At 42.3% G+C, this 26,120-nt stretch carries 28 protein-coding genes and 1 pseudogene; 24 read left to right on the top strand and 5 right to left on the bottom strand.

The annotated features are described in order from the left end of the window. Positions 1 to 222 precede the first annotated feature (222 nt). From FYJ59_RS10480 to FYJ59_RS10465, 3 genes are all read left to right on the top strand, one after another. Complete coding sequence (locus FYJ59_RS10480) at positions 223 to 1,713, top strand: MobA/MobL family protein (RefSeq protein ID WP_408646203.1); 1,491 nt, start codon at positions 223 to 225, stop codon at positions 1,711 to 1,713. 86 nt (positions 1,714 to 1,799) lie between these two features. Then, entirely contained in the window at positions 1,800 to 2,099 is a 300-nt protein-coding gene (locus FYJ59_RS10475) for a TnpV protein (RefSeq protein WP_328597230.1), read from the top strand. A 219-nt stretch (positions 2,100 to 2,318) separates the two neighbouring features. Beyond that, a complete protein-coding gene (locus FYJ59_RS10465; RefSeq protein ID WP_235898003.1) occupies positions 2,319 to 4,106 on the top strand; it encodes a flagellin N-terminal helical domain-containing protein in 1,788 nt (595 codons plus the stop codon). 446 nt (positions 4,107 to 4,552) lie between these two features. On the opposite strand, the pseudogene FYJ59_RS10460 reads toward FYJ59_RS10465, so the two are convergent. After that, positions 4,553 to 4,789: pseudogene (locus tag FYJ59_RS10460) on the bottom strand (recombinase family protein); the annotation flags it as partial. Between the two features lie 447 nt (positions 4,790 to 5,236). Between FYJ59_RS10460 and FYJ59_RS10450 the strand changes: the two are divergent. The 15 genes from FYJ59_RS10450 to FYJ59_RS10380 all read left to right on the top strand — a co-directional run bounded on the left by FYJ59_RS10450 (position 5,237) and on the right by FYJ59_RS10380 (position 15,498). Beyond that, the gene (locus FYJ59_RS10450; protein WP_154496878.1) at positions 5,237 to 6,040 is read left to right on the top strand and encodes an SDR family NAD(P)-dependent oxidoreductase; all 804 of its coding nucleotides are present in this window, start codon (positions 5,237 to 5,239) and stop codon (positions 6,038 to 6,040) included. 144 nt (positions 6,041 to 6,184) lie between these two features. Continuing rightward, positions 6,185 to 6,724, top strand: coding sequence for a rubrerythrin (rbr, locus tag FYJ59_RS10445; protein ID WP_154430663.1), 540 nt, complete (start codon positions 6,185 to 6,187; stop codon positions 6,722 to 6,724). Positions 6,725 to 6,879: 155 nt separating this feature from the next. Beyond that, a complete protein-coding gene (locus FYJ59_RS10440) occupies positions 6,880 to 7,245 on the top strand; it encodes a response regulator (RefSeq protein ID WP_154496876.1) in 366 nt (121 codons plus the stop codon). A 95-nt stretch (positions 7,246 to 7,340) separates the two neighbouring features. Continuing rightward, entirely contained in the window at positions 7,341 to 7,616 is a 276-nt protein-coding gene (locus tag FYJ59_RS10435; protein ID WP_154430665.1) for a hypothetical protein, read from the top strand. A 259-nt stretch (positions 7,617 to 7,875) separates the two neighbouring features. Beyond that, positions 7,876 to 8,391, top strand: coding sequence for a type III toxin-antitoxin system ToxN/AbiQ family toxin (locus FYJ59_RS10430; RefSeq protein ID WP_154496874.1), 516 nt, complete (start codon positions 7,876 to 7,878; stop codon positions 8,389 to 8,391). Between the two features lie 273 nt (positions 8,392 to 8,664). Next, complete coding sequence (locus FYJ59_RS10425; RefSeq protein WP_154496872.1) at positions 8,665 to 9,147, top strand: NUDIX hydrolase; 483 nt, start codon at positions 8,665 to 8,667, stop codon at positions 9,145 to 9,147. 100 nt (positions 9,148 to 9,247) lie between these two features. Next, complete coding sequence (locus tag FYJ59_RS10420; protein ID WP_154496870.1) at positions 9,248 to 9,385, top strand: hypothetical protein; 138 nt, start codon at positions 9,248 to 9,250, stop codon at positions 9,383 to 9,385. 150 nt (positions 9,386 to 9,535) lie between these two features. Beyond that, complete coding sequence (locus FYJ59_RS10415; RefSeq protein WP_154496868.1) at positions 9,536 to 9,928, top strand: hypothetical protein; 393 nt, start codon at positions 9,536 to 9,538, stop codon at positions 9,926 to 9,928. A 167-nt stretch (positions 9,929 to 10,095) separates the two neighbouring features. Then, the gene (locus FYJ59_RS10410) at positions 10,096 to 10,530 is read left to right on the top strand and encodes a MarR family winged helix-turn-helix transcriptional regulator (protein WP_154496866.1); all 435 of its coding nucleotides are present in this window, start codon (positions 10,096 to 10,098) and stop codon (positions 10,528 to 10,530) included. 211 nt (positions 10,531 to 10,741) lie between these two features. Beyond that, entirely contained in the window at positions 10,742 to 11,026 is a 285-nt protein-coding gene (gene groES / locus FYJ59_RS10405) for a co-chaperone GroES (RefSeq protein ID WP_075681758.1), read from the top strand. A gap of 46 nt (positions 11,027 to 11,072) precedes the next feature. Continuing rightward, positions 11,073 to 12,686 carry a chaperonin GroEL gene (gene groL / locus FYJ59_RS10400; RefSeq protein ID WP_154431023.1) on the top strand — a complete coding sequence of 538 codons (1,614 nt, stop codon included), beginning with the start codon at positions 11,073 to 11,075 and terminating at the stop codon, positions 12,684 to 12,686. Positions 12,687 to 12,759: 73 nt separating this feature from the next. Beyond that, entirely contained in the window at positions 12,760 to 13,266 is a 507-nt protein-coding gene (locus FYJ59_RS10395; RefSeq protein ID WP_075681754.1) for a MarR family winged helix-turn-helix transcriptional regulator, read from the top strand. Next, on the top strand, positions 13,244 to 14,581 hold the full coding sequence (locus tag FYJ59_RS10390; RefSeq protein ID WP_154431022.1) for a citrate/2-methylcitrate synthase: 1,338 nt from the start codon (positions 13,244 to 13,246) through the stop codon (positions 14,579 to 14,581). The genes FYJ59_RS10395 and FYJ59_RS10390 overlap by 23 nt, the downstream gene beginning before the upstream one ends. Positions 14,582 to 14,947: 366 nt before the next feature. After that, on the top strand, positions 14,948 to 15,232 hold the full coding sequence (locus FYJ59_RS10385; RefSeq protein ID WP_154431021.1) for a type II toxin-antitoxin system RelB/DinJ family antitoxin: 285 nt from the start codon (positions 14,948 to 14,950) through the stop codon (positions 15,230 to 15,232). Further along, positions 15,217 to 15,498, top strand: a complete 282-nt coding sequence (locus FYJ59_RS10380) for a type II toxin-antitoxin system YafQ family toxin (protein ID WP_154496864.1) — start codon at positions 15,217 to 15,219, stop codon at positions 15,496 to 15,498. The genes FYJ59_RS10385 and FYJ59_RS10380 overlap by 16 nt, the downstream gene beginning before the upstream one ends. A 228-nt stretch (positions 15,499 to 15,726) precedes the next feature. Here FYJ59_RS10380 and FYJ59_RS14450 read toward each other — a convergent pair whose 3' ends face one another. Continuing rightward, positions 15,727 to 15,909: a DUF3021 family protein gene (locus tag FYJ59_RS14450; protein ID WP_328597233.1), complete on the bottom strand. Its 183-nt coding sequence runs from the start codon at positions 15,907 to 15,909 to the stop codon at positions 15,727 to 15,729. Positions 15,910 to 16,277: 368 nt separating this feature from the next. Between FYJ59_RS14450 and FYJ59_RS10370 the strand changes: the two genes are divergently transcribed. The 5 genes from FYJ59_RS10370 to FYJ59_RS10350 are packed head-to-tail and all read left to right on the top strand — an operon-like array spanning position 16,278 to position 21,278. Then, positions 16,278 to 17,615: a TrkH family potassium uptake protein gene (locus FYJ59_RS10370; protein WP_154496859.1), complete on the top strand. Its 1,338-nt coding sequence runs from the start codon at positions 16,278 to 16,280 to the stop codon at positions 17,613 to 17,615. 15 nt (positions 17,616 to 17,630) lie between these two features. Continuing rightward, a complete protein-coding gene (locus FYJ59_RS10365; protein ID WP_154496857.1) occupies positions 17,631 to 18,278 on the top strand; it encodes a potassium channel family protein in 648 nt (215 codons plus the stop codon). A gap of 15 nt (positions 18,279 to 18,293) precedes the next feature. After that, a complete protein-coding gene (locus FYJ59_RS10360) occupies positions 18,294 to 18,548 on the top strand; it encodes an HMG-box domain-containing protein (RefSeq protein WP_118505246.1) in 255 nt (84 codons plus the stop codon). Positions 18,549 to 18,607: 59 nt separating this feature from the next. After that, a complete protein-coding gene (locus FYJ59_RS10355; RefSeq protein ID WP_154496855.1) occupies positions 18,608 to 20,584 on the top strand; it encodes a DUF4118 domain-containing protein in 1,977 nt (658 codons plus the stop codon). Then, complete coding sequence (locus FYJ59_RS10350; RefSeq protein WP_154496853.1) at positions 20,577 to 21,278, top strand: response regulator; 702 nt, start codon at positions 20,577 to 20,579, stop codon at positions 21,276 to 21,278. The genes FYJ59_RS10355 and FYJ59_RS10350 overlap by 8 nt, the downstream gene beginning before the upstream one ends. On the opposite strand, the gene FYJ59_RS10345 is transcribed toward FYJ59_RS10350, so the two are convergent. Genes FYJ59_RS10345 through FYJ59_RS10335 form a run of 3 tightly spaced genes read right to left on the bottom strand, consistent with a single transcriptional unit; the run spans position 21,254 to position 23,542 of the window. After that, positions 21,254 to 21,733 (bottom strand): hypothetical protein, encoded by a 480-nt coding sequence (locus FYJ59_RS10345; protein WP_154496850.1) that lies wholly within the window; start codon positions 21,731 to 21,733, stop codon positions 21,254 to 21,256. The genes FYJ59_RS10350 and FYJ59_RS10345 overlap by 25 nt on opposite strands. Next, a complete protein-coding gene (locus tag FYJ59_RS10340) occupies positions 21,726 to 22,025 on the bottom strand; it encodes a hypothetical protein (RefSeq protein WP_154496848.1) in 300 nt (99 codons plus the stop codon). Before FYJ59_RS10340 ends, FYJ59_RS10345 begins: the two co-directional genes overlap by 8 nt. Before the next feature lie 26 nt (positions 22,026 to 22,051). Beyond that, a complete protein-coding gene (locus FYJ59_RS10335; RefSeq protein ID WP_154496846.1) occupies positions 22,052 to 23,542 on the bottom strand; it encodes a methyl-accepting chemotaxis protein in 1,491 nt (496 codons plus the stop codon). A 210-nt stretch (positions 23,543 to 23,752) separates the two neighbouring features. Between FYJ59_RS10335 and feoB the strand changes: the two genes are divergently transcribed. Continuing rightward, the gene (gene feoB, locus FYJ59_RS10330; protein WP_154496844.1) at positions 23,753 to 26,095 is read left to right on the top strand and encodes a ferrous iron transport protein B; all 2,343 of its coding nucleotides are present in this window, start codon (positions 23,753 to 23,755) and stop codon (positions 26,093 to 26,095) included. The last annotated feature ends 25 nt before the right edge of the window (positions 26,096 to 26,120 follow it).

The following is a 26,120-nucleotide window of genomic DNA, read 5'->3' as shown; positions in this document are numbered from 1 at the left end:
ACTTGCTCATGAACGCGGCTGCTTCGCAGTACAGCGAAAGAGCATCGCTGTATAAGCATTTACAATGCTTACCTGCGTTCAAATGCTGTCGCATTTGTGTCCATGCCGGATACGGCAATAAGTTCGTAAACGGACACCTATGTGTCCACTCACGATGGCATAATTTCCACCATTTTTCAAAGGAAGGGGGCAATGCCTATTGTAAGAAATTCATTTATACAGATGTCAAAACTGCCAAATGTAAAAGGCAGAATCAGTTATATATCGAGCAAAGCAAGACAGGAAAATTTGTACGCAGTTTATGAAACAACTGACCGCAAATTTTGGACAGAACTTGCTAGGTGCAATCAGGAGGAATTTAAGAAAAGCGGAACGGAAGGAACCTGCATTGAAGCGAGGGAGCTTATCATTGCTCTGCCGGAAAGTTTCGTTGATTATGAGCCGGACAAGTTGCTGAAACTTTTTACGGAACACTTCAAGCAAAAGTATGGTGTGGAGTGTATCGCTGCCCTGCACCACAACAAACGCAAGACCAATTATCATATTCATCTTATCTTTTCGGAGCGAAAGCTACTTGATGAGCCTATGGAGAAGATTGCCACAAGGAACATGTTTTATGATGAAACCGGAAAGCATGTACGCACCAAAAAAGAGATATTGGATGAAGCCGGACAGTTTCGTTGTGGCTGTAGAATCATTCCCAAGGGAGAGGTGTATGAGCGCAATATTTTTACCATCAAGGACAGCCGATTTAAGTGCGACAGTTTCCTTGATGAAGCAAAGCGTTCCTATACAGACCTTATCAATATTTATGTGCGGGATGACGAGGAGAAGCTGAAAGTGTTTGATAAGAATGGTGTGTATCTGCCCATGAAGAAGGTTGGCAAAAATAATCCGAAAGCAGAGCAGATAGAAGCGGACAATCGGGTTCGTACCATGTGGAACCAGACGGTGGACAGGGCATTAGTGAGTGGTGTGCCGGAGAAACAGATTCTGGAAGTGAAGCAGAGTGAAATCGCACGGAAAGCAAAGGCTTCCATTCAGAAGTCAGGGAGAAATCCGGCACTGTTTAAAAGCCTGATTATGACGGCAATATATGCTTTGGAGCTTCTGATTAGTAAGGTGCTTAAAATGGCTTTGGAAAAGGCTGATAAGGTTACGGAAGCGTTTGCAAAGTCAGAACCAGAGCAGACGAAAGTTCAGACAGTCAATGAGCCTGTGATGGCGAAAAGTGAACCGATACCGGAAATGCCTAAGAAATCTGAACTTGCTTCCAAGTATCCAAGGCTTGCGGATATTTATAATAAGCTGGAGAAGCAGAACGAAGCCATTTATCAAAGGGAGCAACAGCTTGTAAGTTTGGAGAAGGAGATTGCCGGAACAAAGGGTATCTTCAAGGGAAAACAGCGCAAGGAGCTTCAGGAACAGACGGAGCAGTTAAAAATGCAGATAGCCAGTATGAAGCAGTATCTATCAAGTATTGTGCAGGCTTATGGTTATAAGAATGTAAAGGAGTTCTTGGCTGAATACAGAGCTTCCAAAGCTAAATACAGCGATTATCAGTCGGCAGTTACAAGGTGGGAACAGAAGACCGGAAATAAGGCAGAGTCGGGCAGCTTTAGGGCAAGGTTACAGCAGAAGCAAATGGAAGTAAAGGAGCGTGAAAATAACAGACAGAGCCACTATTACAGGAATGACAGAGGTGGCAGATAGGAGCAGATTATGGAGAAGCATATCATTGGAGAAAACGGAATAGGGTACACCCTTGGGTAGACGAATTATATTATCCGGATTTAGAATTGCCGGAGGGTACGCATTATGAGATTGGTAGATATGGACGGATGCGGTGGGAGTATTTGAAAAACCACCGCAGAGGGGAATATATCAGACTTCTCATGAATGGAAAAATAAATGAGTACCTGCATGTGGTTGATGAGGAATGTTATGAGAGAATGGAGCTTCTTATGGAGCAGATGAAAGACGGTGCGGGGATTACGGAAGAATTAAAGGCAAGCGACCAGATGAAGTGGGTAGGACTCATGAATAATGTGCGGAGTGTAGCAGAGGAGGCTGTGATAAGAGAGCTGATATATGTGTAATGTGGTGCAGAGCAGGAAGTTTGCTCTGCATTTTTGGAATGAGAATGTAATTTATGAATTGATATGGCATAATTCTTGTATGCTAGAGAGCGACAACTTTGTATTTCAGTAAATAATGGTCAAATAAATAATACTAAGAAAGAATACCTCTCTAAATAATTTTGAACAAAAGACCGATATTATAAAATGAAACAATAGTGTATGCTACGAGGAAAGACCATGAATATTGTTGCACATAATCTTACTGCTATAAATGCACAGAGACAGTTTGGGATAAATTTAAAAAGTAAGACAAAATCAACTGAAAAGTTGTCATCAGGATATAAAATCAGCAGGGCGGCAGATGATGCCGCAGGCTTAGCTATTTCTGAAAAAATGCGCAGACAGATACGAGGTCTAAAGCAGGGGGTAGAGAACACTCAAGATGGGGTCTCTCTTTGCCAGGTGGCAGACGGGGCACTGGCAGAAGTGAACGATATGTTGCATCGTATCTCCGAACTCTCCGTTCAGTCTGCCAATGGAACAAACAGTGACCAGGACAGACAGTATATTCAAGAAGAAGTCAGCCAGATTCTGCAGGAGATCGACAGGATTGGGGATACTACAGCATTCAATGAGCGAAAAATCTTTACTGGTGATGAAGAAGAGCAGAGACGTCTGAATTCCATTCTCAAAAGTTTTTCGATTGATGACAGTGGGACAACCCTATACGGCGTATTGTTTAATACTCCGAAAGACTTACCGAATAGGGGAGATGGAGTCATAACAATGCACGCCGATACCACTAAAATATGGCTGAGTGATTCGGGAAATAATGTCATTGCTGAAACTACCTGGGATATTGTGGGCTTGGATGCTAAAAAACCAGCTGCAGGAACTTATAATATTCTCTTAGATTATACCAAAAGTTCATTTCAACTGAATGGGATTGAAGATATAACCCAAATTGCTAATGCTTTAGACGGAGTAGAGTTTGAGTATCTGGTAAGGTGTGGGGCCGATATGGCGGTTTCTTCGAATATACAGAATTACATTGATAACAGCGGTAATGCCTGCTTTTATAATACAGGTATAGAATGTAGCTATGAATTCATCCATCTCGAATATTCTGATTTAGAAGCCATGCTGGGGGAGAACGTGGATATAAAGGATACCGATAAAATGCTGTATTTTAAGTATATTACAGATGATACAGATAGACTTGGAATGGCTTTTTGTAAAGCAGAAGATTCAACGGCTACTAATATAAGTAATATAGCGACGAGTCCGGCTGACCTTACTCCGAATGATGATATAGTATTTTGGCTGGATGACGAAAGCAATGAGAAACTAAACAATTTTAATTTTAGCATTCAAAATGATAGTGACTATTTGCATTTTGTGCATGGTGACAGCATTATATCTGCTACAGTGTTTTCTCATGGAAATACGACTAAGGATAATTTGTATCGTGCACTTGGGGTAATGGCTGCTCCTATTGGTAATCCGGCTAATGTGGCTGGTTGTAATATCAGATTTAATAGTAAAACCAGCCCATCATCAATCTTAAGTGGTAAAGCCTGGTTGGATGTAAAATATAATCCATCAGGTTCTATCAAAAAGGCATCGAAGCCTCAAAGCATTTGGATTCAATCCGGCTGCGAAGCAGGCGTGGGAATGTACGTTACGATTGATGCAATGGATACGGATATCTTAGGCATTCGTAAACTGAATGTTTCAACAGTAGCAGGTGCAGAATGTGCCATGGATTCTGTAAAAGGAGCTTTGCAAAAAGTCTCTGCCAATCGCGCTAAAATCGGTGCGCAGCAGAATCGTTTGGAGCACACCATTGCAAACGAAGAAAATATTGTGGAGAACACAACTGCTGCAGAATCCCGAATTCGGGATACAGATATGGCAGAGGAAATGGTAAAATATTCTAAGGATAATATTTTGGAACAGGTGGGATATGCTATGATGGCGCAAGCTAACCAGAGCAATGAGGGTGTGCTTGCATTGCTGAGGTAACATCAAAATGATTATGAGCGACATATTCCGGTTCAGCTGTATCATGTTGAAGAAAAGGAGTTGCTTTCTTTATGAGCTTTGGTATAATTAGTCATGGCAACACTTTGGCAACAGAAAATCAGCAAGCCAAAATAAAATGTATAAATGAAGTAAAATATCGGCAATTTTCAAATCAAACTTAAACAAAATAATTTAAGTAAGATAAACAACTTGCCGAGTTTGAATAACCTTTTGTGAAAATCGAGCCTTTATTTACACATCTTCCAAACAAAAAGTGTTAAGTTTTGGCAACGATTTGGCAACAGAATCTAACGCAAATGTGTTAAGTGAAATATGATATTAATTGCATTTAAAGAAGACCTTACTGAAGTTCTTTTCCAAACTGGAAAGGAATTTTGGTAAGGTCTTTTTCTTTATCTGTCTCTTATTTGTATGGTCTGTTGCCACTAGAAAATGGAATTAAAGCAGACATTAAGAAACTTATTGCTGGTGAAACAGGAAAACTTAGGACGGTGCTTGGTTTCACGGATTTTCTGAACAGTAATCCGTGTTTCTTCGTCCACAATTGTTTCCTGTGTGTTTTCAAAAATAATCCAGTCCTCCGGTGAATTGTGCACAGAATTCTTATCCTTATAGGATAGTTTCTTGGTGCGGAAATTCACGGTATGCCCCATATATTCAGGTTTTCTTACAAGGTCATTCTACCACGAATAAGAAAATAGCTGAACAGAACCATTGCTACAAGATGATGCTGCTTACCGGTTCGAAGGAGGAAAGTACATTGAATTTCTATCGAAATGCGGGTTATAACAGTTCGGATAAAACTGCGTTTATTCAGTGGATAAATTAGTAGTAGCAAAACCTCTGCCTGCATCACCACTTCTTGAAGCTTCAACCGCAGCATTCATAGCAATAAGATTTTAAAAATAATGTCTCTGAAAAGTTACCTTTGTTGTGAATAGTGTTGTATAATTTGTAATTTGTCTTTATTTTTTTTATGAGAAATGCTATAATATTCAGAGTGGGATGTCTCATTTTTATAATATAATTTGTATACTTAAAAATGCGATGGACAACCTATTTTATGTAACTGTTTGGTGATTTGTAAGTATAATTTCAGGAGGTTTAGAATGGAGCGTTTAAAGGATAAGGTTATCATTGTAACAGGCTCAACAAGTGGAATTGGAATTGGGATTGCGAAGCTTTGTGCTAAGGAAGCAGCTACAGTTGTCATTACGGGTCGTAATGTAGAGCGTGGACAGAAGGTGGTCGATGAAATTACAGCAGAGGGCGGCAAAGCATGGTTCCACGCATTTGATTTGACGAATACAGATTCTATGCACAGCTTGATTACTGATGTTGCAGAGAAGTTTGGCCGCATCGATGTGTTAATTAATAATGCTGCAGGAATGGGTATGAAGGATGGTCGTGTGGACGAGCTTAGCTTAGAAGAGTTTAACGCCGTGGTAGCAACCGATTTAGGTGGAACCTTCAACATGATTAAGGAGGCTTTGCCAATCATCATGAAGAATGAGAAAGGTGGCAATATTATCAATATTGGTTCTATGGCGAGTGTTGCTGGAGATCTGGGAACAATTGCTTATGCCTGTGCCAAAGCGGGAGTTGATAAGCTGACGGAATATGTGGCTTGTATGTATGGTCCAAGTGGAATCCGTTGTAATTGTGTTCGGCCGGGACTGATTGTCACACCACAGAATGAGGCTCGTATTCCGGATGCATTAAAGGATATTTTCCTTTCTAACATTCTTGGCAAGCGCTATGGTAATCCGGAGGATATCGGTCATCTTTGTGTTTACCTTGCAAGCGATGAGGCAGAGTATATGAATGGACAGGTACTTACCTGTGATGGTGGTCTTAATTCACATACACCTACCGTTGCACAGTTTAGACAGATGGCAAGTCGCACTTGGTAAAACATAGTATATAGAAAGTAAACGATTCAGATACCAAAATAGGATTCACACTAAAGCCTGTTTGAATACAAGCTGGTTAAGAAGTTGAATCGTCTTAGCTCTGAACAGTTTAAAAATAAGAAAGTAGAAAGCAGGAGGTTTTTTATGGCTAACAAGTATGCAGGAACAAAGACAGAAAAGAATTTATGGGAAGCATTTGCAGGTGAATCACAGGCAAGAAATAAGTACACATATTTTGCTTCGGTTGCAAAAAAAGCAGGGTATGAGCAGATCGCTGCATTGTTCTTAAAGACAGCAGAGAATGAGAAGGAGCATGCCAAGCTTTGGTTTAAAGCACTCGGAGAGTTGGGTGATACGCCTGAGAATCTTTTGCATGCTGCACAAGGCGAGAATGCTGAGTGGACAGATATGTATGACAGAATGGCTAAAGAAGCAGATGAAGAAGGATTTCCGGAATTGGCAGCACAGTTTAGAGGTGTTGCAGCGATTGAGAAAATGCATGAGGAAAGATATCGTGCTCTCCTTCACAATGTGGAAGCAATGGAAGTGTTTAAAAAGAGTGGAGTTACGATGTGGGAGTGCAGAAACTGTGGTCATGTTGTAGTTGGACTGGAAGCTCCGGAGGTTTGCCCGGTTTGTAATCATCCACAGGCGTTCTTTGAAGTAAGACAAGAGAACTATTAATTCGTTATTGAATCAGATTAGACCAATTACCATTCTTAGAATGCCTGCATTCAAAAGAATGGTAATTCTATTATGGAGTAATAATTATGTTTGCAATAGTATTTTGCGAATGAAGGCTTTAGTAACATGATTTATAATTATGGGGAATAAGGAAAATGGATAGACCGGCAGTTTTAATTGTAGATGATATGGAAGTTAACCGCGATATTTTAAGCTTTTATTTCCGCAAAGAGTATACTGTTTTAGAGGCGGCGGATGGGGAAGAGGCAATTGATACCATCAAAAAATATACAGATAGGATTGCTCTCGTTTTTTTGGATTTTTATATGCCGGGGAAAAGTGGACTCGATGTTCTTTCGTTTATGCAAACGGACAATTATAATATACCAGTCATTATGGTTACCGGTGAACCGGATAATGAGCTTGAAAAGCAAGCTTTTGCTCTTGGTGCGGCAGATATTATTTATAAACCTTTTGACCCTGATGTTGTTTATGGTTTCGCTTCTAAGTATATTCAATGATAGGAAACTGAAAGAATAATTTAGTTTTACAAATAGTATTAACGCCTTTTCACACATAAAAAGAACCTATTATTATTGATCAGCCTGAGGATGACTTGGACACAAAAAATATTACTGATTTTATTGTAAAAGGAATTAATGAAAAGAAACAAAGTCAGCAAATTATTGTGGTAACACATAATCCCAATATTGTTGTGAATACAAATTCAGAACAAGTGATTCATATGGAATTTGCAGGTGGAGAAATAAATGCATCTCATTCAGGTGCTTTACAAGATTTTGAGATAAGAGATGCTATATGTGATGTAATGGAAGGAGGAAGAGAGGCTTTGGAGAGCAGATATTATAGAATTACTAAAGCTCTTGAATAGGAAGAAAAAGTAACGCATATTCGCATATTTAAAATTTTTATTGATTTTTGCGACAGAACTGCATATAATATAAGTGAGCAAAGAAATTTGCTCGATTTAAGTGCGTTGCTACTTTGAGTGCAAACCTTTAATTTAAGTGCTTCACTACTTTGAATGTGAACCTTTAATTTAAGTGCTTCGCAGCTTAAAATGCGAATCGTTAATTTTCAGGGAGATAAGCATCTTATCTCCCTGTTTTGTTATACTATGGAGGATATAAATGGATTTTTACCGCATAAACGAGGAGTATAATAAATTTCTCCAAAGATACGAAAAGGAAAAAAGAGGAGTTACGAAAGTACCGAATATCCGGTATACAGACCGTAATAAGTTTGCATTTGGTGCTGTTATGCAAGTAAATGGGATGAATTATTATGTGTCTGTATCATCTTTTGATAAGAAGCAGGAGGCGAACATTTTGATTCGTGTTCCGGGAGATGAAAAAGAAGTGAAAGGCTCTTTGCGCTTTAATCATATGGTTCCGGTTCCGGATGAATGTATTGAAAAATTGGTGATCAAAGATGTTGAGGATGAGAAATATAGACTATTGTTAAATAAAGAATATCAGTTTTGTATGAACAATGCAGAGCGAATTCATAAGAAGGCTAATAAAATATATGAGATGGTTACAACAAACCGTAAGCAGATTTTAACCGACAATAGCTGTGCATTTCATATTTTAGAGGATGGGTGCCGGGAGTACATAGAGAAATATCTGAGGAGTGATTCGAAGTAATAATGATTGCAAAATGCTTGCAAAAAGTGCCAAAACGATAAAGAATGCATAGAATATTAAGAATAATAATACAAAATATAGCAATATATAATTTGATAGACATAATATATAGTTGCCAAAATCGAGTTTGAATAACGGACTAAAATGCCGAAAGCCTGTATTTATGCGGGTTTCCGGCATTTGTTTTACAAAATGGCTCTACTTTGGCTCTATTTGTGGGCGGAGTAATGATTAGGGAATATGTAATAGTATGTAATGATTGGAGGCGATTATATGGATATTCTATTTAAAAATGATGATTTTGTGTTTTCATACAGAGTTGGCGGTATATTGATACATGATGGGAAAATTCTGTTACAACGTCCGAAAAATGACAATTATGCAATTATCGGCGGACATGTTGCAGCTATGGAAACAAGCATGGAAACTCTTAAGCGGGAATTTGAAGAAGAGCTTCATGCTAAGATAGAGGTAGATAATCTATTGGCAATAGGTGAAATCTATTTTCCATGGGGTAAAAGACCGTGTCATCAGATAAGCTTATATTATAATGTGCATCTGGTCGATGATAATATTCCATTAGATGGAGTGTTTCATGGATATGATGAGCTGGATAATGAGAGAATTGACTTGGATTTCTGCTGGGTTCCACTAGAGGATTTAAAGAAAGGTACTAAGGTATATCCTTTGGAGTTGATACCATATATTCTTGAGCCGGGGAAAGAAATTGTACATTTTGTTTCAAAGCAGATTTAATTGGATTTATGTGGAGAAGGGAAAAGAGATATGCTAGAAGTCAAGTTTTATGATTCAGTGGATGATTAATTATTAAAATTTCTTTAATGTAAAAGGATTAGTGGAAGAGTTCAAGGAATTTGTAAGGCCGAAGTCTATAAAAGAGCGGATGGAGGCTAAGCAGAAGGTTGTTGAAAAACAGAAATGCGAACAGGTAGTGAATTCTACAGCGAGGAGGGAAAAGGACATTGCAATATAAATATCAATGTCTGTTCGATGAGGGGATTTAGGGTAGCCTTGTTTAGAAATTAGTCATCATAGCAACGAGGATGAGTTAAAGGAATTATTCATTAAGGCAGCCAACAAGTTATTTTCTGAAAGAGATGAGATTCTTGCCAATACCAAAGTTATGATGGAAATGGTCTGTGAGACGGATTCACTTGACAGGGATTTACAGGATAGCATCACAGAACTTAATATCATCTCAGAGCAGATGCAGATTGCCATTGCAGAGAACAGCCGTGTGGCATTAGACCAAGATGAGTATGAAAAACGCTATGCCGAACTTACGGCAAGGTATGAAAAGTCAAAAGCTAAGTATGATGACATCGCCGAGCAGATAGAAAGCAAGAAGGCAAAGCGAGAATTGTTTAAAGGGTTCATTCGCACTTTGGAGAAGCAGGACGGCATAACCTGCGAGTTCGATGCCGGGATTTGGAGCAGCTTTGTGCAGGAAGTGGTTGTAAAAGCTAAGGATGATATAAGATTCATATTCAAGAACGGATTTGAAGTAAGAGTATAGAAATAGGATTTGATGGCACTCGGGCAGTGAAATACTGGGGTGGTTTATGTGGAAAAAATGTAGGCGATATGATATGATAAACGATAAGATGTCCCATGAAAAAAATTTTGATGGATTAATTTGATATTTTGTAAAAAGAGTAAAAACAAAATAGGAGTGAAATTTTGATGAATATTGAAAAAAATTTGAGAGGTGGAAAGTTTAATCGTCTTCTTGAAAAAGCTATGGTTGATGTAAAAAATAAGACAAACCTAAACAGATTGGAACTGGAAGTTGTTTATTTGCTATCTCATTATGATGATATAACAACATTGACGGATATATGTCGGTACACGCAGATGAATAAAGGTCATATGTCTACTACTTTAGAGAATCTTGTTAAACAAGGATACATTGTATGCAAAAGAGATGATAAAGATCGTAGATATGTGAAATATGAGCTGACTGATGCGTCGGAACATCTTTGTCAGGAAATGGAGATTCTCTGGGCAGAGTTAACCGCCAAGGTGGTGGAAGGAATTGATGAAAGTTCTTTGGCGGTATTTAACCGGGTGTCTGAGCGGATTAGTCATAATATAGACAGATTGTTGGAGAATGACTAGGAATTGTTACACCGAGTAATCGGTGTGCAATTTTTTTATTTCTTTTGAAAAAATGGGTTGACATAGGTTTTTTATGTGCTATAATCCTTTTTAAACAAACAGTTTGGAAACAAACTGTTTATATATGCTTCATATGAAGCATATATTTTTTACAAAATAAGTAGCACTCAATACAAGAGAGTGCTAACAATAAAGAAAAGAGGTAATGATTATGCAGTTAAAACCATTAGGAGAGCGTGTTGTTTTAAAACAGCAGGAAGCAGAAGAAAAAACCCAGTCCGGAATTATATTACCGGATAGTGCAAAAGAAAAGCCACAGACAGCTGTTGTCATTGCAGTAGGACCTGGAAGTGAAAAGAATGGAAAGAAAACAGAAATGCAGGTAAAAGAAGGCGACCGTGTGATTTATTCTCAGTATTCCGGTACAGATGTTAAGTTGGAGGATGAGGAATATATCATCGTAAATCAGTCCGATATTATTGCAATTGTGGAGTAGTAAAATAAAAATACAGTTATTTTATATGTAGAAAGAAGGAATTAACATGGCAAAGGAAATTTTGTTTGATATCGATGCAAGAAAAAAGATGGAAGCAGGCGTTGATAAGCTGGCAGATACTGTAAAGGTGACAATCGGACCTAAGGGACGTAACGTTGTATTGGATAAATCTTACGGAACTCCTTTGATTACGAACGATGGTGTTACGATTGCAAAGGAGATTGAACTGGAAGATCCTTATGAGAATATGGGTGCACAACTTGTGAAAGAGGTCGCAACCAAAACGAATGACATTGCAGGAGACGGCACGACAACGGCAACTGTTTTGGCACAGGCTCTAGTAGGCGAGGGTATGAAAAATATAGCAGCAGGTGCAAATCCAATTATTTTGCGAAAAGGAATGAAGAAAGCAGCAGATACAGCTATTGAAGCACTGGTTAAAATGAGCAAGCCTGTAACCGGAAAAGATCACATTGCAAAGGTTGCTGCAATATCTGCAGGTAATGATGAAGTCGGAACAATGATTGCCGATGCAATGGAAAAGGTTGGAGAGAATGGCGTCATCACAATAGAAGAATCAAAGACGATGCAGACAGAGATAGAGGTTGTAGAGGGAATGCAGTTTGACAACGGTTATTTATCTGCTTACATGTGTGATGATAAAGAAAAGATGATAGCTAATATGAATCATCCATACATTTTGATTACGGACAAAAAGATATCTAATATAAAGGATATTCTTCCTATATTGGAGCAGGTAATGCAGCAGGGAAGAGAAATGCTGATTATTGCAGATGACGTAGAGGGTGAAGCACTTACAACACTAATCGTAAACAGGTTGAGAGGCACACTCAAGGTCGTAGCTGTAAAGGCACCGGGGTATGGTGATGGTCGTAAGGAGATGTTAAAGGATATTGCAATTCTGACAGGTGGACAGGCAGTACTCGATGACCTTGGCATGCAATTAAAGGATATCACAGTTGATATGCTTGGACAGACTAAATCAGTTAAAGTAACAAAGGAACATACAACCATCGTGGATGGCGAGGGCAAGAAACAGGACATTGAAGAAAGAATCGCAATGATTAAGAGACAGGCTGCAGATGCTTCTGAGTACGACAGGGATAAGCTGGTAGACCGGGTGGCTAAGCTCGGCGGTGGTGTTGCAGTTATTAAGATTGGAGCTACAACTGAAACAGAGATGAAGGAAGCTAAGTATCGTATGGAGGATGCATTAAATGCCACTAGGGCTGCTGTGTCAGAGGGCATCATCAGTGGCGGCGGATCTGCTTATGTTCACGCACAAAAGGCAGTATATGACATGATATCAAGCATGGAGGGTGATGAGAGAACAGGAGCAGAGATTGTAGCCAAGGCATTGGAGGCTCCGCTTCGTGCCATTGCTGAAAATGCAGGCCTAGAGGGTGCTGTCATCATCAATAAGGTAAAGGAGTCAGATGAGGGCATAGGCTTTGATGCAATTTCTGAACAGTACGTCAATATGGTCGATGCAGGAATTATTGATCCTGTCAAGGTTACAAGAAGTGCACTTTCCAATGCGATTAGTGTGTCATCAACCTTATTAACAACGGAGGCTGCTGTGGCAAATATTAAGGAAACAGCACCTGCAATGCCGGCACAACCGGAAATGGGCTATTAAAATAATCCATTCTCTTTTACGAAGGGAAGTGACAGTCTGTTGCTTCCCTTATTTTAAATAAAGGAGGAGTAATATGGCAGAAACTATAGGAAATACAGATATTATAAAGCTGTCCAACGAATTGATATACCAAAGGCACTTGTTTAACCGGGAGCATAGAAAAGATGTCTTTATGAAAATGAGTATCCCGGAATACATTGCATTACAATATATTGCAATGGAGGAGACATCCGACATTTATTCAGGACGAGTCTATCTGAAGGATTTAGCGGACAAGCTTCAGATGACGATGCGACAGATTTCTAAAATGGTAGAAAAGCTACGAGACGTAGGATATGTATTATGGTCTCATGACGGTAACGGCAGTGAGGGCACCTATGTTACAATTACTGAAAGCGGACGAAGCCTGTTAAGGGCGCAGGAAGAAACACTTAAGAAGTATTACGGGAAGGTGTTCGAAAAGTTTGGAAAGGATAATTTGATTCAGTTACTACAGCTTATGAAGCAGTTGGAAACTATTATGAGCAGTGAGGTGGAGAATCTGGAGGTGAATAGAGATGACAACGGAGCAGATGAATGATTATTTTGAAGAATTGGAAGCAGTTTGTCTGAAAAATGATAACATTGCTCCGCGGTTATTTGAAGAATATGGCGTAAACAAAGGGCTTAGAGATGAAAATGGGAAAGGTGTCCTTACAGGACTTACCAACATATCAAAAATAGTGTCTTCAAAAATTGTTGATAATCAGAAGATTCCCTGCGATGGGGAATTGTGGTACCGGGGCTATCGAGTGGAAGATTTGATTCATTGTTTAGGACAAAATGAGTTTGGATTTGAAAAAATAGCATATCTTCTTTTGATGGGAAAACTGCCTGATGAAAGAGAGAAGGAAGACTTCGATAGAATTATTGGAGAGTGTAGGACATTGCCAACCAATTTTACAAGGGATGTCATTATGAAAGCACCTTCGGAGGATGTCATGAATTCCATGACCCGAAGTATTCTTACCCTGGCATCTTATGATAAAAAGGTAAAAGAACCAAGTGTCAGCAATTCGCTGCGTCAGTGCATCCAGCTCATCAGTGAGTTCCCATTGTTGGCAGTATATGGATATAATGCTTACAATCATTATGAAAAAAATGAGAGTATGTATATTCATCATCCCGATAAACAGCTTTCCACCGCGGAAAATCTATTGATGCTTCTGCGACCAGACAGGAAATATACCCTTACAGAGGCAAAGGTTTTAGATACGGCACTCATTTTGCATATGGAACATGGAGGAGGTAATAATTCTACATTTACCACAAGAGTCGTTACGTCATCCGGGTCTGACACTTATTCTACGATGGCAGCAGCAATGTGTTCGCTAAAAGGACCAAAACACGGAGGCGCCAACATTAAGGTAATGGAAATGATGGATGATATTAGGGCGCATATAAAGGATTATTCAGATAAGGATGAGATAGAAGCATACTTAAGAAGGATTGTTGATAAAGATGCATTTGACCAAAAGGGCTTAATCTATGGAATGGGACATGCAGTATATTCTATTTCTGATCCGAGGGAGAGAGTATTTAAAGATTATGTAAAACAACTGGCAGAGGAAAAGAAAAGGCAAAAAGATCTTGAATTGTATGAAAACATAGAGATGCTTGCTCCAAAGATCATAGCAGATAAAAGACATATCTATAAAGGTGTCAGTCCCAATGTAGATTTTTACAGTGGATTTGTCTACGATATGCTGGGTATACCGGTAGAACTTTATACAGCCATGTTTGCAGTAGCTAGAATCGTAGGTTGGAGTGCACACAGAATAGAAGAGATGATTTGCACGGATAAAATCATCAGACCAGCATATATGAGTGTTATGGAAGAAAAAAGACTCAGTTAGAGAGCTTTCTAACCAAGATTTCAGATGGTGTAATAATAAAATAATGCGTCAGCATATACATAAAATTAAAGAGCAGCAGACTTCATAGGGGTGTTCATTTGAACCCCCTTTTTGCTGTCTAAAGGGTTCATCGTTGAATTGTATCATTTTCTTTGTCCCAACGAAATGATATGGACATCCAACAAAAGAAATCCTAAAATAATAGGTGCTACATTAAGGAATGTTAATGAGTATTGGAAAACAGAATAATACATTTGGATTACAATGTAAACCTAAATATTGACAAAATGATGGTTTTCTTCATATAATAGGTATTAAGAAATGAGTATATACTATAGGAAAATGTGTTATATGGGAGGTGTTCAAATGGCTACAGTACCTACTCAGGTAAGAATTGATGAAAATTTAAAAAAGCAGGCTACAGAGCTCTTTTCGCAGTTAGGAATGGATATGTCCAGCGCAATGAATATATTCCTCAGACAGTGTGTTATGAGAGGTGGTCTTCCATTTGATGTAGTAGTTCCACAATATAAGCCAGAGGTTATTGAGGCTATGGAAGAAGCGAAAAGAATTAGCAAGGATCCTAAAACAAAGAGATACAGTAGCTTTTCTGATGCCATGGAGGACCTTGATGGATGCAGTATGAATTGATACTTACTGGCAAATTTAAGAAAAGCTTGAAATTAGCTAGGAAGAGAGGCCTTGATATATCTCTTTTAGAGGATATCGTCACTATGCTTCAGAATAATATTCCTTTAGAAGAAAAGTATAGAGACCATGAATTAAAAGGAAAATACCAAGGATTTAGAGAGTGCCACATTCAACCGGATTGGCTACTAATATATTTAAAAGAAGATGGTATTCTGACATTGACCTTGGTCGATACAGGAACACATGCAGATCTATTTAACATGTGATAACATAATACTGATAACAATTTGATAACATTAGCTCATACAGCACATGTGATTGGTGCAGATGAAACCAAATGGAGCCAAATCATAACAGAACGCCTTAACAAAAATGTTTAAGACAAGGATTAAGTTAGGGAGTTTGAGTGATATAGAAATAGCGGGAAGCCTTATAAATCAAGGCTTCCCGTTTTCTGTGCTTGCAAAATGCTTGCAGTTTTTTTAAAGAAATTTTTAATTCTTATACGTTATCTTAGAATTGATTTTTGAGATACGTCTTTTCCAAATTACAAATTGAATTACCCATACAATTATAAAAATGGCAAAGAATATTGCAAAGTAGCATAATACACCCCTAACAGAATGCTCCATCCACTTGCATACATAGGCAACTGTCATCATAAGAACTGTAACAATTATCTTACTTTGTTACGGTTCTAATTCAGGTGTCGGCTCGTACACTTCCATCATCAGCCGCGATGAAAATCGAAATCCGTTTGTGAACGCTTGTAGCTCATGCCGGTCGTAATTTCTGCATCCGTTTTTTTAATTTGTTCGAACGGAGCCTTTTGCTGTTCTGTGAGAGTGGCTCTGAGCTTTGTTTCAAGCCGCACAACGGTTACAAACGATCCGCCTTTGTCTGTGCCGTTTGCTATACTCTGCACTGTTTTTTCAAAGAATGAGCGCCTTAATGCAATCTTAATACAGCACACCGGATCATTACACCGTTTTTTTATATTTCATAATATACTCTTTGTAAACAAACAAAAACAGGAGAAGTATATATGCCTGAAATTACACATAGAAAAAAGCGACTGTCATCCTTTAAACTGATCGTTTTGGGCTTTGCCGGGGTTATTCTGCTCGGAGCACTGATATTGATGCTGCCGTTTTCATCGACTGCCGGAGTTGTTACGCCGTTTCACGAGGCGCTGTTCACATCGACCTCGGCCGTTTGCGTTACGGGGCTGGTTGTGCAGGATACGGGCAGTTATTGGTCCGCTTTCGGGCAGACGGTAATACTGCTGATGATCCAGATAGGCGGGCTCGGTGTTGTGACAGTTGCGGCATTTTTCGCTATGCTGTCCGGCAGAAAAATATCGCTGATGCAGCGCAGTACCATGCAGGACGCCATCTCTGCCCCGAAGGTCGGCGGGATCGTCCGCCTGACCCGCTTTATTGTACGGGGAACTTTTTTGATCGAGCTTATCGGAATGATCGTCATGCTGCCGACATTTTGCGGAAACTTCGGTATCAAGGGAATTTGGATGGCGGCATTTCATTCGATTTCCGCTTTTTGCAACGCCGGCTTTGACATACTTGGCACCGCAGAAAACAAATACCCGTCTCTTACGGGATACATCGGAGAGCCTACAATAAACATTGCAATTATGCTTTTAATTATTGTGGGCGGTATTGGATTTTTGACATGGGACGATATTTACACAAACAAGTGGCATTTCAAAAAATACCGTATGCAAAGTAAGGTCATATTGGTAACAACGGCAATCCTCATTATCGCTCCCGCAGTATTCTTTTTCTTCTGTGATTTTACGGGGCTGCCGCTCGCCGAAAGGATTCTTGCGTCGCTTTTTCAGTCTGTCACACCGAGAACCGCCGGTTTCAATACCGTTGATCTTCCCACTATGACCGGTTCCTCTAAGGCAATTATGATTCTGCTGATGCTTGTCGGCGGATCGCCCAGCTCCACGGCAGGCGGTATGAAAACAACCACGCTTGCCGTTCTGATTCTGAGTGCATTCTCCGTCTGTCGCAAAAAGGACGATGCCGAAGTCTACGGCAGGCGCATTGATGGTTCGGCAGTGAAAAACGCCGCAACCGTTGCCGTAATGTATTTCCTGCTGTTTTTTGTCGGCGGCATTGTTATCAGCACGGCAGAAGGTCTGCCGCTTAGCACCTGCCTTTACGAAACGGCGTCCGCTGTCGGAACGGTCGGGCTTACCCTTGGAATCACACCGCAGCTCGGTGTTCTTTCTCAGCTTATTTTGATCGTCTTGATGTATCTCGGCAGAGTCGGCGGACTTACCCTGATTTACGCGGCGATTTCCAACAAAAATCAGAGCGGAGCAAAGCTGCCGCTCGAAAAAATCACAGTCGGGTAAAGGAGTTACTATATTATGAAAAACATATTGTTAATAGGTCTCGGCAGATTCGGTAGGCATATTGCTTTACAGCTGAATAAACTCGGGCATGAGGTGATGGCGGTAGACAGCAACGAAGAAAGGGTCAATGCAATTCTGCCGATCGTTACTAACGCACAGATAGGTGACAGCACAAACACGGAATTTTTAAAGTCGCTCGGAATCGGAAACTTTGATGTGTGCATAGTCACCATAGGAGGAAATTTTCAAAATTCGCTGGAAACCACTTCTTTGCTGAAAGAACTCGGCGCAAAATTTGTTGTGTCCCGCGCCGAGCGTGATGTTCAGGAGAAATTTCTTCTGCGTAACGGAGCGGACGAAGTAATTTACCCTGAAAAGCAAGTAGCAAATTGGGCTGCTATTCGCTATACCGCCGATCACATACGGGATTACATCGAGGTCGATGGGGCTCATGCCATTTTTGAGGCAGAGGTTCCGGAGGGTTGGATCGGAAAAACCGTCGGAGAGCTGGATATCCGCAGAAAATACAGCATCAATATCATGGCGACCAAGGAGAACGGAAAGATAAATATGGCAGTTTCACCGGAAACCGTTCTTACGGACAATATCACTCTTTTGGTTCTCGGTGCTTACAAAGAACTGCAAAAGTGTTTTCGCATTTAACAGAGGTGAATGAGGATGGCTGAGCTATTGCTGATCGTCAGTCTGCTTGGCATATTTGCTTTCGGATTTTATATCATGTGCAGGCTGGATCGATTTCTTGAAGAAAACAGAAAAGCACTGTTGAAGGAAAACGAATCCCGTGAGCCTTCCGAAATTCTGCTACCGCAGGGACTGTCCGAAAGTGAAATATTATGTGCGATCCGCCGTTTTCGTGAAACGCACGGAAATGTCGATATTATTCTTTCCGACGGGAAAGAAGATGAGTATTAGTTTGCGGTATATTATTTCACGATTTTGATGTATAATAAAACAAAAGGACGGTGAACCGGATGAGAACACAAACCGAGCAGTCAAAAAAAGGCGCAGACGAGCATATCCTTGTCTGCCTATCCTCTTCGCCGTCCAATGCAAGGATCATACACACCGCCGCAAAGATGGCTAAGGTCCTTCATGCAAGATTTACCGCCATCTATGTGCAGACGGATACGGTCATAAATGATGAGGATCAGTCCCGACTTTCGCAGAACATACAGCTCGCACAAAGGCTCAGCGCCGAGATCGTTATGACGCACGGCGAGGATGTACCGCTGCAGATCTCGGAATATGTCCGACTTTCCGATGTCACAAAAATCGTGATCGGGCAAAGCAGTGCCAGACGCAGAGGGCTGTTCGGAAGACCGACTCTCACCGAAAAGCTGATCGCCTCCGCCCCTGATGTTGACATTCATATTATTCCCGATGCGCTGAACTATACAAAGCCGCACAGACGCCGTTTGTTCCTTAGTGCAGAGATACCGTCGCTGCGGGATATTGCCATAACCGTCCTGGCGCTTGCCGTATGCACGGCGATCGGGTTTCTGTTCGATCATCTCGGCTTTCCCGATACCAATATCGTTACGGTATACATCCTCGGTGTGCTGATGATCTCCGTTTTGACCAAAGGATACCTTTGCAGTATGGCAGGCTCACTTCTAAGTGTTGTATTGTTCGGATTTTTCCTTACCGAACCCAGGTTGTCCTTTCAGACCTATGCCGTAGGCTATCCCGTTACCTTTGCAGTCATGCTGGCGTCTTCCGTTCTCACCGGCACGCTTGCCTCGAAGCTGAAAGATCATGCAAGGCTCTCGGCTCGCTCCGCGTTCCGTGTGCAGGTGCTGTTTGACACTGACCGTCTGCTGCAAAAAGCAAAAAGCAACGATGATGTTTTAAGCGTGACATGTATGCAGCTCTCGCGGCTGCTTGACCGCAGTATTGTTGCCTATACGAAAGGCGAAAACGGAATGTTGTCCGGGCGGCTGTATGCCGAAAAAAAGGATATACACGCTGAAAAGCTGCTAAGCGATGCAGAGCGGCAGACCGCAGAATGGGTGCTTCAAAACGGCCGCCGTGCAGGAGCAACGACAGCACAGTTTGGCAAATCCGAATGTCTTTATCTTGCGATCCGTGCAGGCGGCAGAGTATACGGTGTAATCGGGATACCGATGAGACCCGAAAAGCCCGATTCGTTTGAGAGCAGCATCGTGCTGTCGGTCGTGAACGAATGTGCGCTGGCAATGGATAATGCTCACAACGCCGCCGAAAAGGAACGGGCGGCAGATCTTGCGAAAAGCGAGCAGCTGCGCGCCGACCTTTTGCGGTCGATCTCACACGATCTGCGCACGCCGCTTTGCTCCGTTTCGGGTAATGCGGACACGCTTTTGCATAACGGGGGCTGCCTGGACGAAGCAACCAAGCAGCAGATCTATAAAGATATCTATGATGATTCCGAATGGCTGATCGGCGTGGTGGAAAATCTGCTGTATGTTACACGGCTGAATGACGGACGCCTGAAGCTGGAGCTTACCGACCAGCTTGTAGACGAAGTGGTCAACGAAGCCGTTTCGCATTTGAAGAAAAAATCCGTCGGACACAAGGTGACGGTAAGGTGCGACGATTTGATCCTTGCCCGTATGGACGCACAGCTTATCGTGCAGGTCATTGTCAACCTTATTGATAATGCTTTGAAATATACCGAACAAGGCTCCGAGATCTGCGTAAGTGCCGAAAAACAGGGCGGGGATGCCGTGATCCGAGTCACCGATAACGGAAACGGAATTGCAGACGATATGAAACCGCATATTTTTGAAATGTTTTACACCGGGAAAAATACCGTCGCAGACAGCCGCAGAAGCTTCGGGATCGGGCTTACCCTGTGTAAATCCATCGTAGAGCTGCACGGCAGAACGCTGACGCTTACGGATAACGTACCGCACGGCTGCATATTTACCTTTACTTTACCGCTCAGCGAGGTGACTCTGAATGAATAAACCCCTTGTACTCATCGTGGAGGACGACCGTCCCGTCCGCAATCTGATCGTAACAACATTAAAGGCGCACGATTACCGCTACCTGACCGCGGAGAACGGACACGGTGCCATTATGGAGGCAACCTCCCATAATCCGGATATCGTTCTGCTGGATCTGGGTCTGCCGGATATCGAAGGCACGCAGGTAATCGAAAATATTCGCTCATGGTCAAATATGCCCATTATTGTGATCAGTGCGCGCAGCGAGGATAAAGACAAAATCACGGCGCTGGATGCCGGGGCGGACGACTATCTGACAAAGCCCTTTTCCGTAGAGGAACTTTTGGCACGCCTTCGGGTCACGCAAAGACGGCTGCTGCTTCTTCAGGCAAGCGGCGACGCCGACTCACCCGTTTTCCAAAACGGCAAGCTTAAAATTGATTATGCCGCCGGCTGCGCTTATCTAAATGGGGAGGAATTGCACCTGACCCCGATTGAATACAAGCTTTTGTGTCTGCTCTCTCATAATGTCGGAAAGGTGCTGACGCACACCTATATCACGCAGCAGATTTGGGGCAGCAGCTGGGAAAACGATATTGCTTCCCTGAGAGTATTTATGGCGACACTGCGCAAAAAGCTGGAGCCGCAAAAGGACAGTCCGCAATACATTCAGACGCATATCGGCGTCGGTTACCGTATGCTGCGGGTAGACTGAGAAAAGCTAGGAAACAAGGAATTGAACCGATATGCAATAGAAAAATCCAGCACATTATCATTTTGATCCATACTGAAGGGTAAATTGAAAAAGACTTCAGGGTAGTGTTCATCAATATAGCAATAGCACAAATTATACTGGCTTTCCAGACCATCATGATTATAGGCCTTAGATTTATATACAACCTCGTTTCGGGGCTCTCCATAAGCAGCAATTACCTGTTCCCTGGAGTCGCCTAACTTTATACCACGTGAGTCCGTCGTGTCGGATGACATTTGCGCGGGGTATTCCGTATATGCCGTACAATTTGTAGCCATAATAGCAATACGTTCTACATCTTCATAGCCATTTCCGGCTCCATATAAGTCCACGTAATTACTATAGCCAAATCCATTGATATTGAAATCCTCATAGGAAAGAGGAGAAATGATGTTATTCTCTGCTTCTTTAGACACTTCCGCTGTTGCGGGGAGTCTCTGTGGAGTCTTTGGTTATCACCTCTGTGGTTTCGGTGATTTCGTTTTCAGTGGTTGTTTCATTCTGCCCAGCTTCTGCTTCTGTGGCGGTAGATGTGTTTTCTGCTTCGACAGTGGTGGATATTTCTTCTGCTTCGGCAGCGGTGGACGTTGTTTCTGCTTCCGTAATATTGGGAATAGTTTTGAATTCCCCTGCATTGTTTGAGCCACAGGCCAGTAGACTCAAAGAAACCATTGCCGTCATTAGTATGGAAATAATTCGCTTATTCATTTGCTTCGTCTCATTTTCATTGATAATTAGGAGATCCCCATCTCATCGGTGGTAGAGCGGATATGTTCTACTGCCGTTTTTACTTGTTCTGCGCAATCCAGGTTGTTCTGGCTCATGGTGTGCACCTGCTCGGCATTGGCGGTAACTTCTTCAGTTACAGCGGACAGCTGGGAGATGTTTTCCATAATCTTATTATTGGATTCTGACAAGCCCAGAATGTGGTGATTTACTTCTTCCACCTGGGAAGCCAGTGCTTCCATATTTTTGTTCAGCTGTTCGAAAGTCTCGGAAGCGGCCAGGATCTTTTCGCCCTGCTGTTCGGTAGCTTCAATGGAACCGTTGATAGTGTTGACTACCATGTTGGCATTGACATTCAGCTCGTTGGTAATCTTGGTGATCTCTTCGGTAAAGCTCTTGGTCTGCTCTGCGAGCTGACGGATCTGCTGTGCTACAACGGCGAAACCGCGTCCGGCTTCACCGGCACGGGCACTTTCGATGGAAGCGTTCAGGGCTAAAAGATTTGTCTGACTGGAGATTGCCATGATGCTTCCGGCGATAGTTTCCACCTCTTTTGTCTTTTCCTGTAATTTTGCCATGGCGTCGGTGACGGAATGGTTGGTATCCTTGATCATGGCGGACTGCTGTTTTAAAGATTCCATAGCAGCCATGTTCTTACGGATGCTTTCGTTAGATTCTTCGGCGATCTGCACCATCTGCTCGGAGATATGACCGGTCTGCTCGATAGCATTCTGAATCATACCGGTCATCTGGCTCTGTTCTTCGATGCTGGTGGCAGTCATATTGGTGGCAGAGGAGATCTCCTGCATACTGTTGGCTACAGATTCCGTAGTTTGTACCAGCTGGTTCATAAGATCTGTGGTTTTGGTGGTTTCCTGATGTACGATCTGGGATACGTCCAGAACATTATCCAGTACTTCTTTTACATGGTTATGTTCTTCCCGGGAAAAACCGATGGCATCATTGTTAAATAATATAGCAATCTTACCGGTTTCCAAAATAATGATTCCAATCAGGAATACCAGCAGGGTAGAGCAGACGGCATTCACATCTTGACCGTAGATTCCCTTCGTAGCCTGAACGATCATGACGATCAGGTAGAGCACGAATAATCCCACAGCGGTTTTCTTCAGAGATTTTTTCTCATAATAAGGAATCTGTAATATGAAAATGGCAATCAGCGCATAGTGAATGAAACTTGCATCTGTCTGTAAACCGACTAACAGATACTCAATGCCGATCTCGATGGTAGCGAAGACTTTTAATAGTTGTGTCGCCTTATTTCGAAGGTGTGTCACGACATTTACCACACAGAAAACGGCGATCAGAATGGTATTTGCGTATGTAACAATGGGTGCAATGTTGTGATTTACCAGTTTTAACCACAGATAAAACAGGAACACGATCGCCAAAAGCGAAGTAGCGATAATATAGAACCGGTTCATTCTGATATTGCGTTCCGCGGTATCCGTATAACGATATTTATTATTTTCTTTCATATTTATAAGTTCCCTCCCTATTTTTATTGATGCTATTTTAAGTATAACTGCTTTCGTCAATTTTTTCTACATTTTTGAACAATTTTTTGAAAAAATCATGGAAATAAAAAATGCAAATTGATACTGATTTTCAATACCAAATGCGCTATAATACTTCTGTTACAACACAGTACATTAAAATGTTGAGATACGAAAGGATACAGAAGTGTTATGACACTGAAAGAATTGGAAATCGGCAAAAGCGCCGTGATCGAAACTGTCGGTGGTTCCGGAGAACTCAGACAGCATTTCCTGGATATGGGTATGATCCCGGGAGCAGAGGTGACGGTGGTAAAGCTGGCTCCGATGGGGGATCCCATGGAATTGCAGGTGCACGGCTATGAACTTACGTTACGGCTGGCGGAAGCGGATCAGATCGAGATCGCACCCATATCGAAGAGAACAAGAGAACATAAGGGGCTGGATCGGGTGACGGATGCGGAGCACCCGGGTTTAGGTGAGGATGGAAAATACCATTCGAAAAAAGACGAGAATCCTCTGCCGGAGGGAACGACACTAACGTTCGCCCTGGCGGGAAATCAGAACTGCGGCAAGACTACACTGTTCAATCAGCTCACCGGCTCGAATCAGCATGTGGGAAATTTCCCCGGAGTTACCGTAGACCGTAAGGACGGTTCCATCAAAGGGTATCCGGATACTTTGGTGACAGACCTGCCCGGTATTTATTCCATGTCCCCTTACAGCAGTGAAGAGATCGTATCCCGTAATTTTATCCTGTATGAGAAACCCAGAGCTATCATCAATATCGTGGATGCGACGAATATCGAGCGTAATCTGTATCTGACCATGCAGTTGTTGGAAATGAACATTCCCATGGTCGTAGCCCTGAACATGATGGATGAAGTCACCGGCAATCACGGCTCCATCGATGTGAACGCCATGGAAGCGTTCCTGGGAGTACCCGTAATCCCCATTTCCGCTGCGAAAAACGAAGGCGTGGATGAACTGATCCGTCATGCAGTCCATGTGGCAAAATATCAGGAACGGCCGCTGCGGCAGGATTTCTGCGATAAAAACGATCATGACGGTTCCGTACACCGCTGCATCCATGCGGTATGCCATCTGATCGAGGATCATGCGGAGACTGCGAAGCTGCCCCTGCGTTTTGCAGCCAACAAAGCCATTGAAGGAGACCATCTGATCCTGGAGAAGCTGCAGCTGGATGAAAATGAAAAAGAAATGCTGGAGCATATTGTCTGCCAGATGGAGGCGGAGCGTGGCGTGGACAGAAGTGCGGCCATTGCCGATATGCGTTTTGATTTTATCGAGAGATTATGTGAGCAGACAGTAGTAAAACCCAAAGAAAGTAAGGAACGGATCCGAAGTGAGAAGATCGACCGGATCCTCACCGGAAAATATACGGCAATTCCCTGTTTTATCCTGATCATGGTGCTGGTATTCTATCTGACTTTCAATGTCATCGGAGCATGGCTCCAGGGACTGCTGGAACTGGGAATCGGAAAATTGACGGAGATCACTGATGTGGCATTGACGGCAGCTCATGTCAACAGTGCGGTCCAAAGCCTTGTAATAGACGGTATCTTTACCGGCGTGGGCAGTGTACTGAGCTTCCTGCCCATCGTGGTCACTCTGTTTTTCTTCCTGTCTCTGATGGAGGACAGCGGCTATATTGCCCGTGTGGCGTTCGTTATGGATAAGCTGCTTCGAAAGATCGGTCTGTCCGGACGAAGCATTGTGCCGATGCTGATCGGGTTTGGATGTACGGTCCCGGCGGTCATGGCCACGAGAACACTGACCAGTGAGAGAGACCGTAAAATGACGATCCTGCTGACACCGTTTATGAGCTGTTCTGCAAAATTACCGATCTATTCGTTCTTCGTGAGCGTATTTTTCCCGGGAAAGGGCGGACTGATCATGTCGGCATTGTATCTGTTTGGTATCCTGATGGGAATTCTGGTAGCATTTTTATACCGGAGCACGTTATTCCAGGGAGAACCGGTGCCCTTTGTAATGGAACTTCCGAACTATCGTCTGCCGGGAGCCAAAAATGTAGGGCAGCTGTTGTGGGAAAAGGCAAAAGACTTTTTACAGAAAGCATTCACTGTGATCTTCATTGCCACCATCGTGGTATGGTTCCTGCAGAGCTTTGACCTGAAACTGAATCTTGTTGAGGATTCGGCAAACAGTATGCTGGCTATGGTATCCGGTCTGCTGGTACCGCTGTTTCGACCGCTCGGTCTGGGTGACTGGCGGATCTGTACCTCTCTGATCAGTGGATTCATGGCAAAAGAAAGTGTGGTAGCAACCCTGGAAGTATTGTTCGGCAGCAGCATTGCCACCGTACTTACCCCGCTGGCAGCCGCTACATTACTGGTATTCAGTCTGCTATATACTCCCTGCGTGGCAGCCATCGCTTCTGTACGCAGAGAACTGGGTGGAAAATGGGCCATTGCCGTGGTACTCTGGCAGTGTTTTGTGGCATGGGTGGCAGCCTTCCTGGTACATGGTATTGGCCTGCTGATGGGATTCTAGGAATAAGAAGACAAATAGAAAACCT

The organism is Waltera intestinalis (assembly GCF_009695995.1).
Classification (GTDB): Bacteria; Bacillota; Clostridia; order Lachnospirales; family Lachnospiraceae; genus Acetatifactor; species Acetatifactor intestinalis.
The sequence above is the reverse complement of the archived record's forward strand: the minus strand, read 5'-3'. Positions and strand labels throughout refer to the sequence as shown.

Excerpts from the sequence above, each read along its gene's own strand:
- FYJ59_RS10355 (WP_154496855.1), top strand. The coding sequence starts at position 18,608 with ATGAGAACACAAACCGAGCAGTCAAAAAAAGGCGCAGACGAGCATATC.
- FYJ59_RS10360 (WP_118505246.1), top strand. The coding sequence starts at position 18,294 with ATGGCTGAGCTATTGCTGATCGTCAGTCTGCTTGGCATATTTGCTTTC.
- groL (WP_154431023.1), top strand. The coding sequence starts at position 11,073 with ATGGCAAAGGAAATTTTGTTTGATATCGATGCAAGAAAAAAGATGGAA.
- FYJ59_RS10385 (WP_154431021.1), top strand. The coding sequence starts at position 14,948 with ATGGCTACAGTACCTACTCAGGTAAGAATTGATGAAAATTTAAAAAAG.
- FYJ59_RS10395 (WP_075681754.1), top strand. The coding sequence starts at position 12,760 with ATGGCAGAAACTATAGGAAATACAGATATTATAAAGCTGTCCAACGAA.
- FYJ59_RS10465 (WP_235898003.1), top strand. The coding sequence starts at position 2,319 with ATGAATATTGTTGCACATAATCTTACTGCTATAAATGCACAGAGACAG.
- FYJ59_RS10430 (WP_154496874.1), top strand. The coding sequence starts at position 7,876 with ATGGATTTTTACCGCATAAACGAGGAGTATAATAAATTTCTCCAAAGA.
- FYJ59_RS10350 (WP_154496853.1), top strand. The coding sequence starts at position 20,577 with ATGAATAAACCCCTTGTACTCATCGTGGAGGACGACCGTCCCGTCCGC.
- FYJ59_RS10480 (WP_408646203.1), top strand. The coding sequence starts at position 223 with ATGTCAAAACTGCCAAATGTAAAAGGCAGAATCAGTTATATATCGAGC.
- FYJ59_RS10335 (WP_154496846.1), bottom strand. The coding sequence starts at position 23,542 with ATGAAAGAAAATAATAAATATCGTTATACGGATACCGCGGAACGCAAT.
- FYJ59_RS10425 (WP_154496872.1), top strand. The coding sequence starts at position 8,665 with ATGGATATTCTATTTAAAAATGATGATTTTGTGTTTTCATACAGAGTT.
- rbr (WP_154430663.1), top strand. The coding sequence starts at position 6,185 with ATGGCTAACAAGTATGCAGGAACAAAGACAGAAAAGAATTTATGGGAA.
- FYJ59_RS10390 (WP_154431022.1), top strand. The coding sequence starts at position 13,244 with ATGACAACGGAGCAGATGAATGATTATTTTGAAGAATTGGAAGCAGTT.
- FYJ59_RS10440 (WP_154496876.1), top strand. The coding sequence starts at position 6,880 with ATGGATAGACCGGCAGTTTTAATTGTAGATGATATGGAAGTTAACCGC.
- FYJ59_RS10415 (WP_154496868.1), top strand. The coding sequence starts at position 9,536 with ATGATGGAAATGGTCTGTGAGACGGATTCACTTGACAGGGATTTACAG.
- FYJ59_RS10340 (WP_154496848.1), bottom strand. The coding sequence starts at position 22,025 with ATGAATAAGCGAATTATTTCCATACTAATGACGGCAATGGTTTCTTTG.
- feoB (WP_154496844.1), top strand. The coding sequence starts at position 23,753 with ATGACACTGAAAGAATTGGAAATCGGCAAAAGCGCCGTGATCGAAACT.
- FYJ59_RS10370 (WP_154496859.1), top strand. The coding sequence starts at position 16,278 with ATGCCTGAAATTACACATAGAAAAAAGCGACTGTCATCCTTTAAACTG.
- FYJ59_RS10380 (WP_154496864.1), top strand. The coding sequence starts at position 15,217 with ATGCAGTATGAATTGATACTTACTGGCAAATTTAAGAAAAGCTTGAAA.
- FYJ59_RS10365 (WP_154496857.1), top strand. The coding sequence starts at position 17,631 with ATGAAAAACATATTGTTAATAGGTCTCGGCAGATTCGGTAGGCATATT.
- FYJ59_RS10410 (WP_154496866.1), top strand. The coding sequence starts at position 10,096 with ATGAATATTGAAAAAAATTTGAGAGGTGGAAAGTTTAATCGTCTTCTT.
- groES (WP_075681758.1), top strand. The coding sequence starts at position 10,742 with ATGCAGTTAAAACCATTAGGAGAGCGTGTTGTTTTAAAACAGCAGGAA.
- FYJ59_RS10450 (WP_154496878.1), top strand. The coding sequence starts at position 5,237 with ATGGAGCGTTTAAAGGATAAGGTTATCATTGTAACAGGCTCAACAAGT.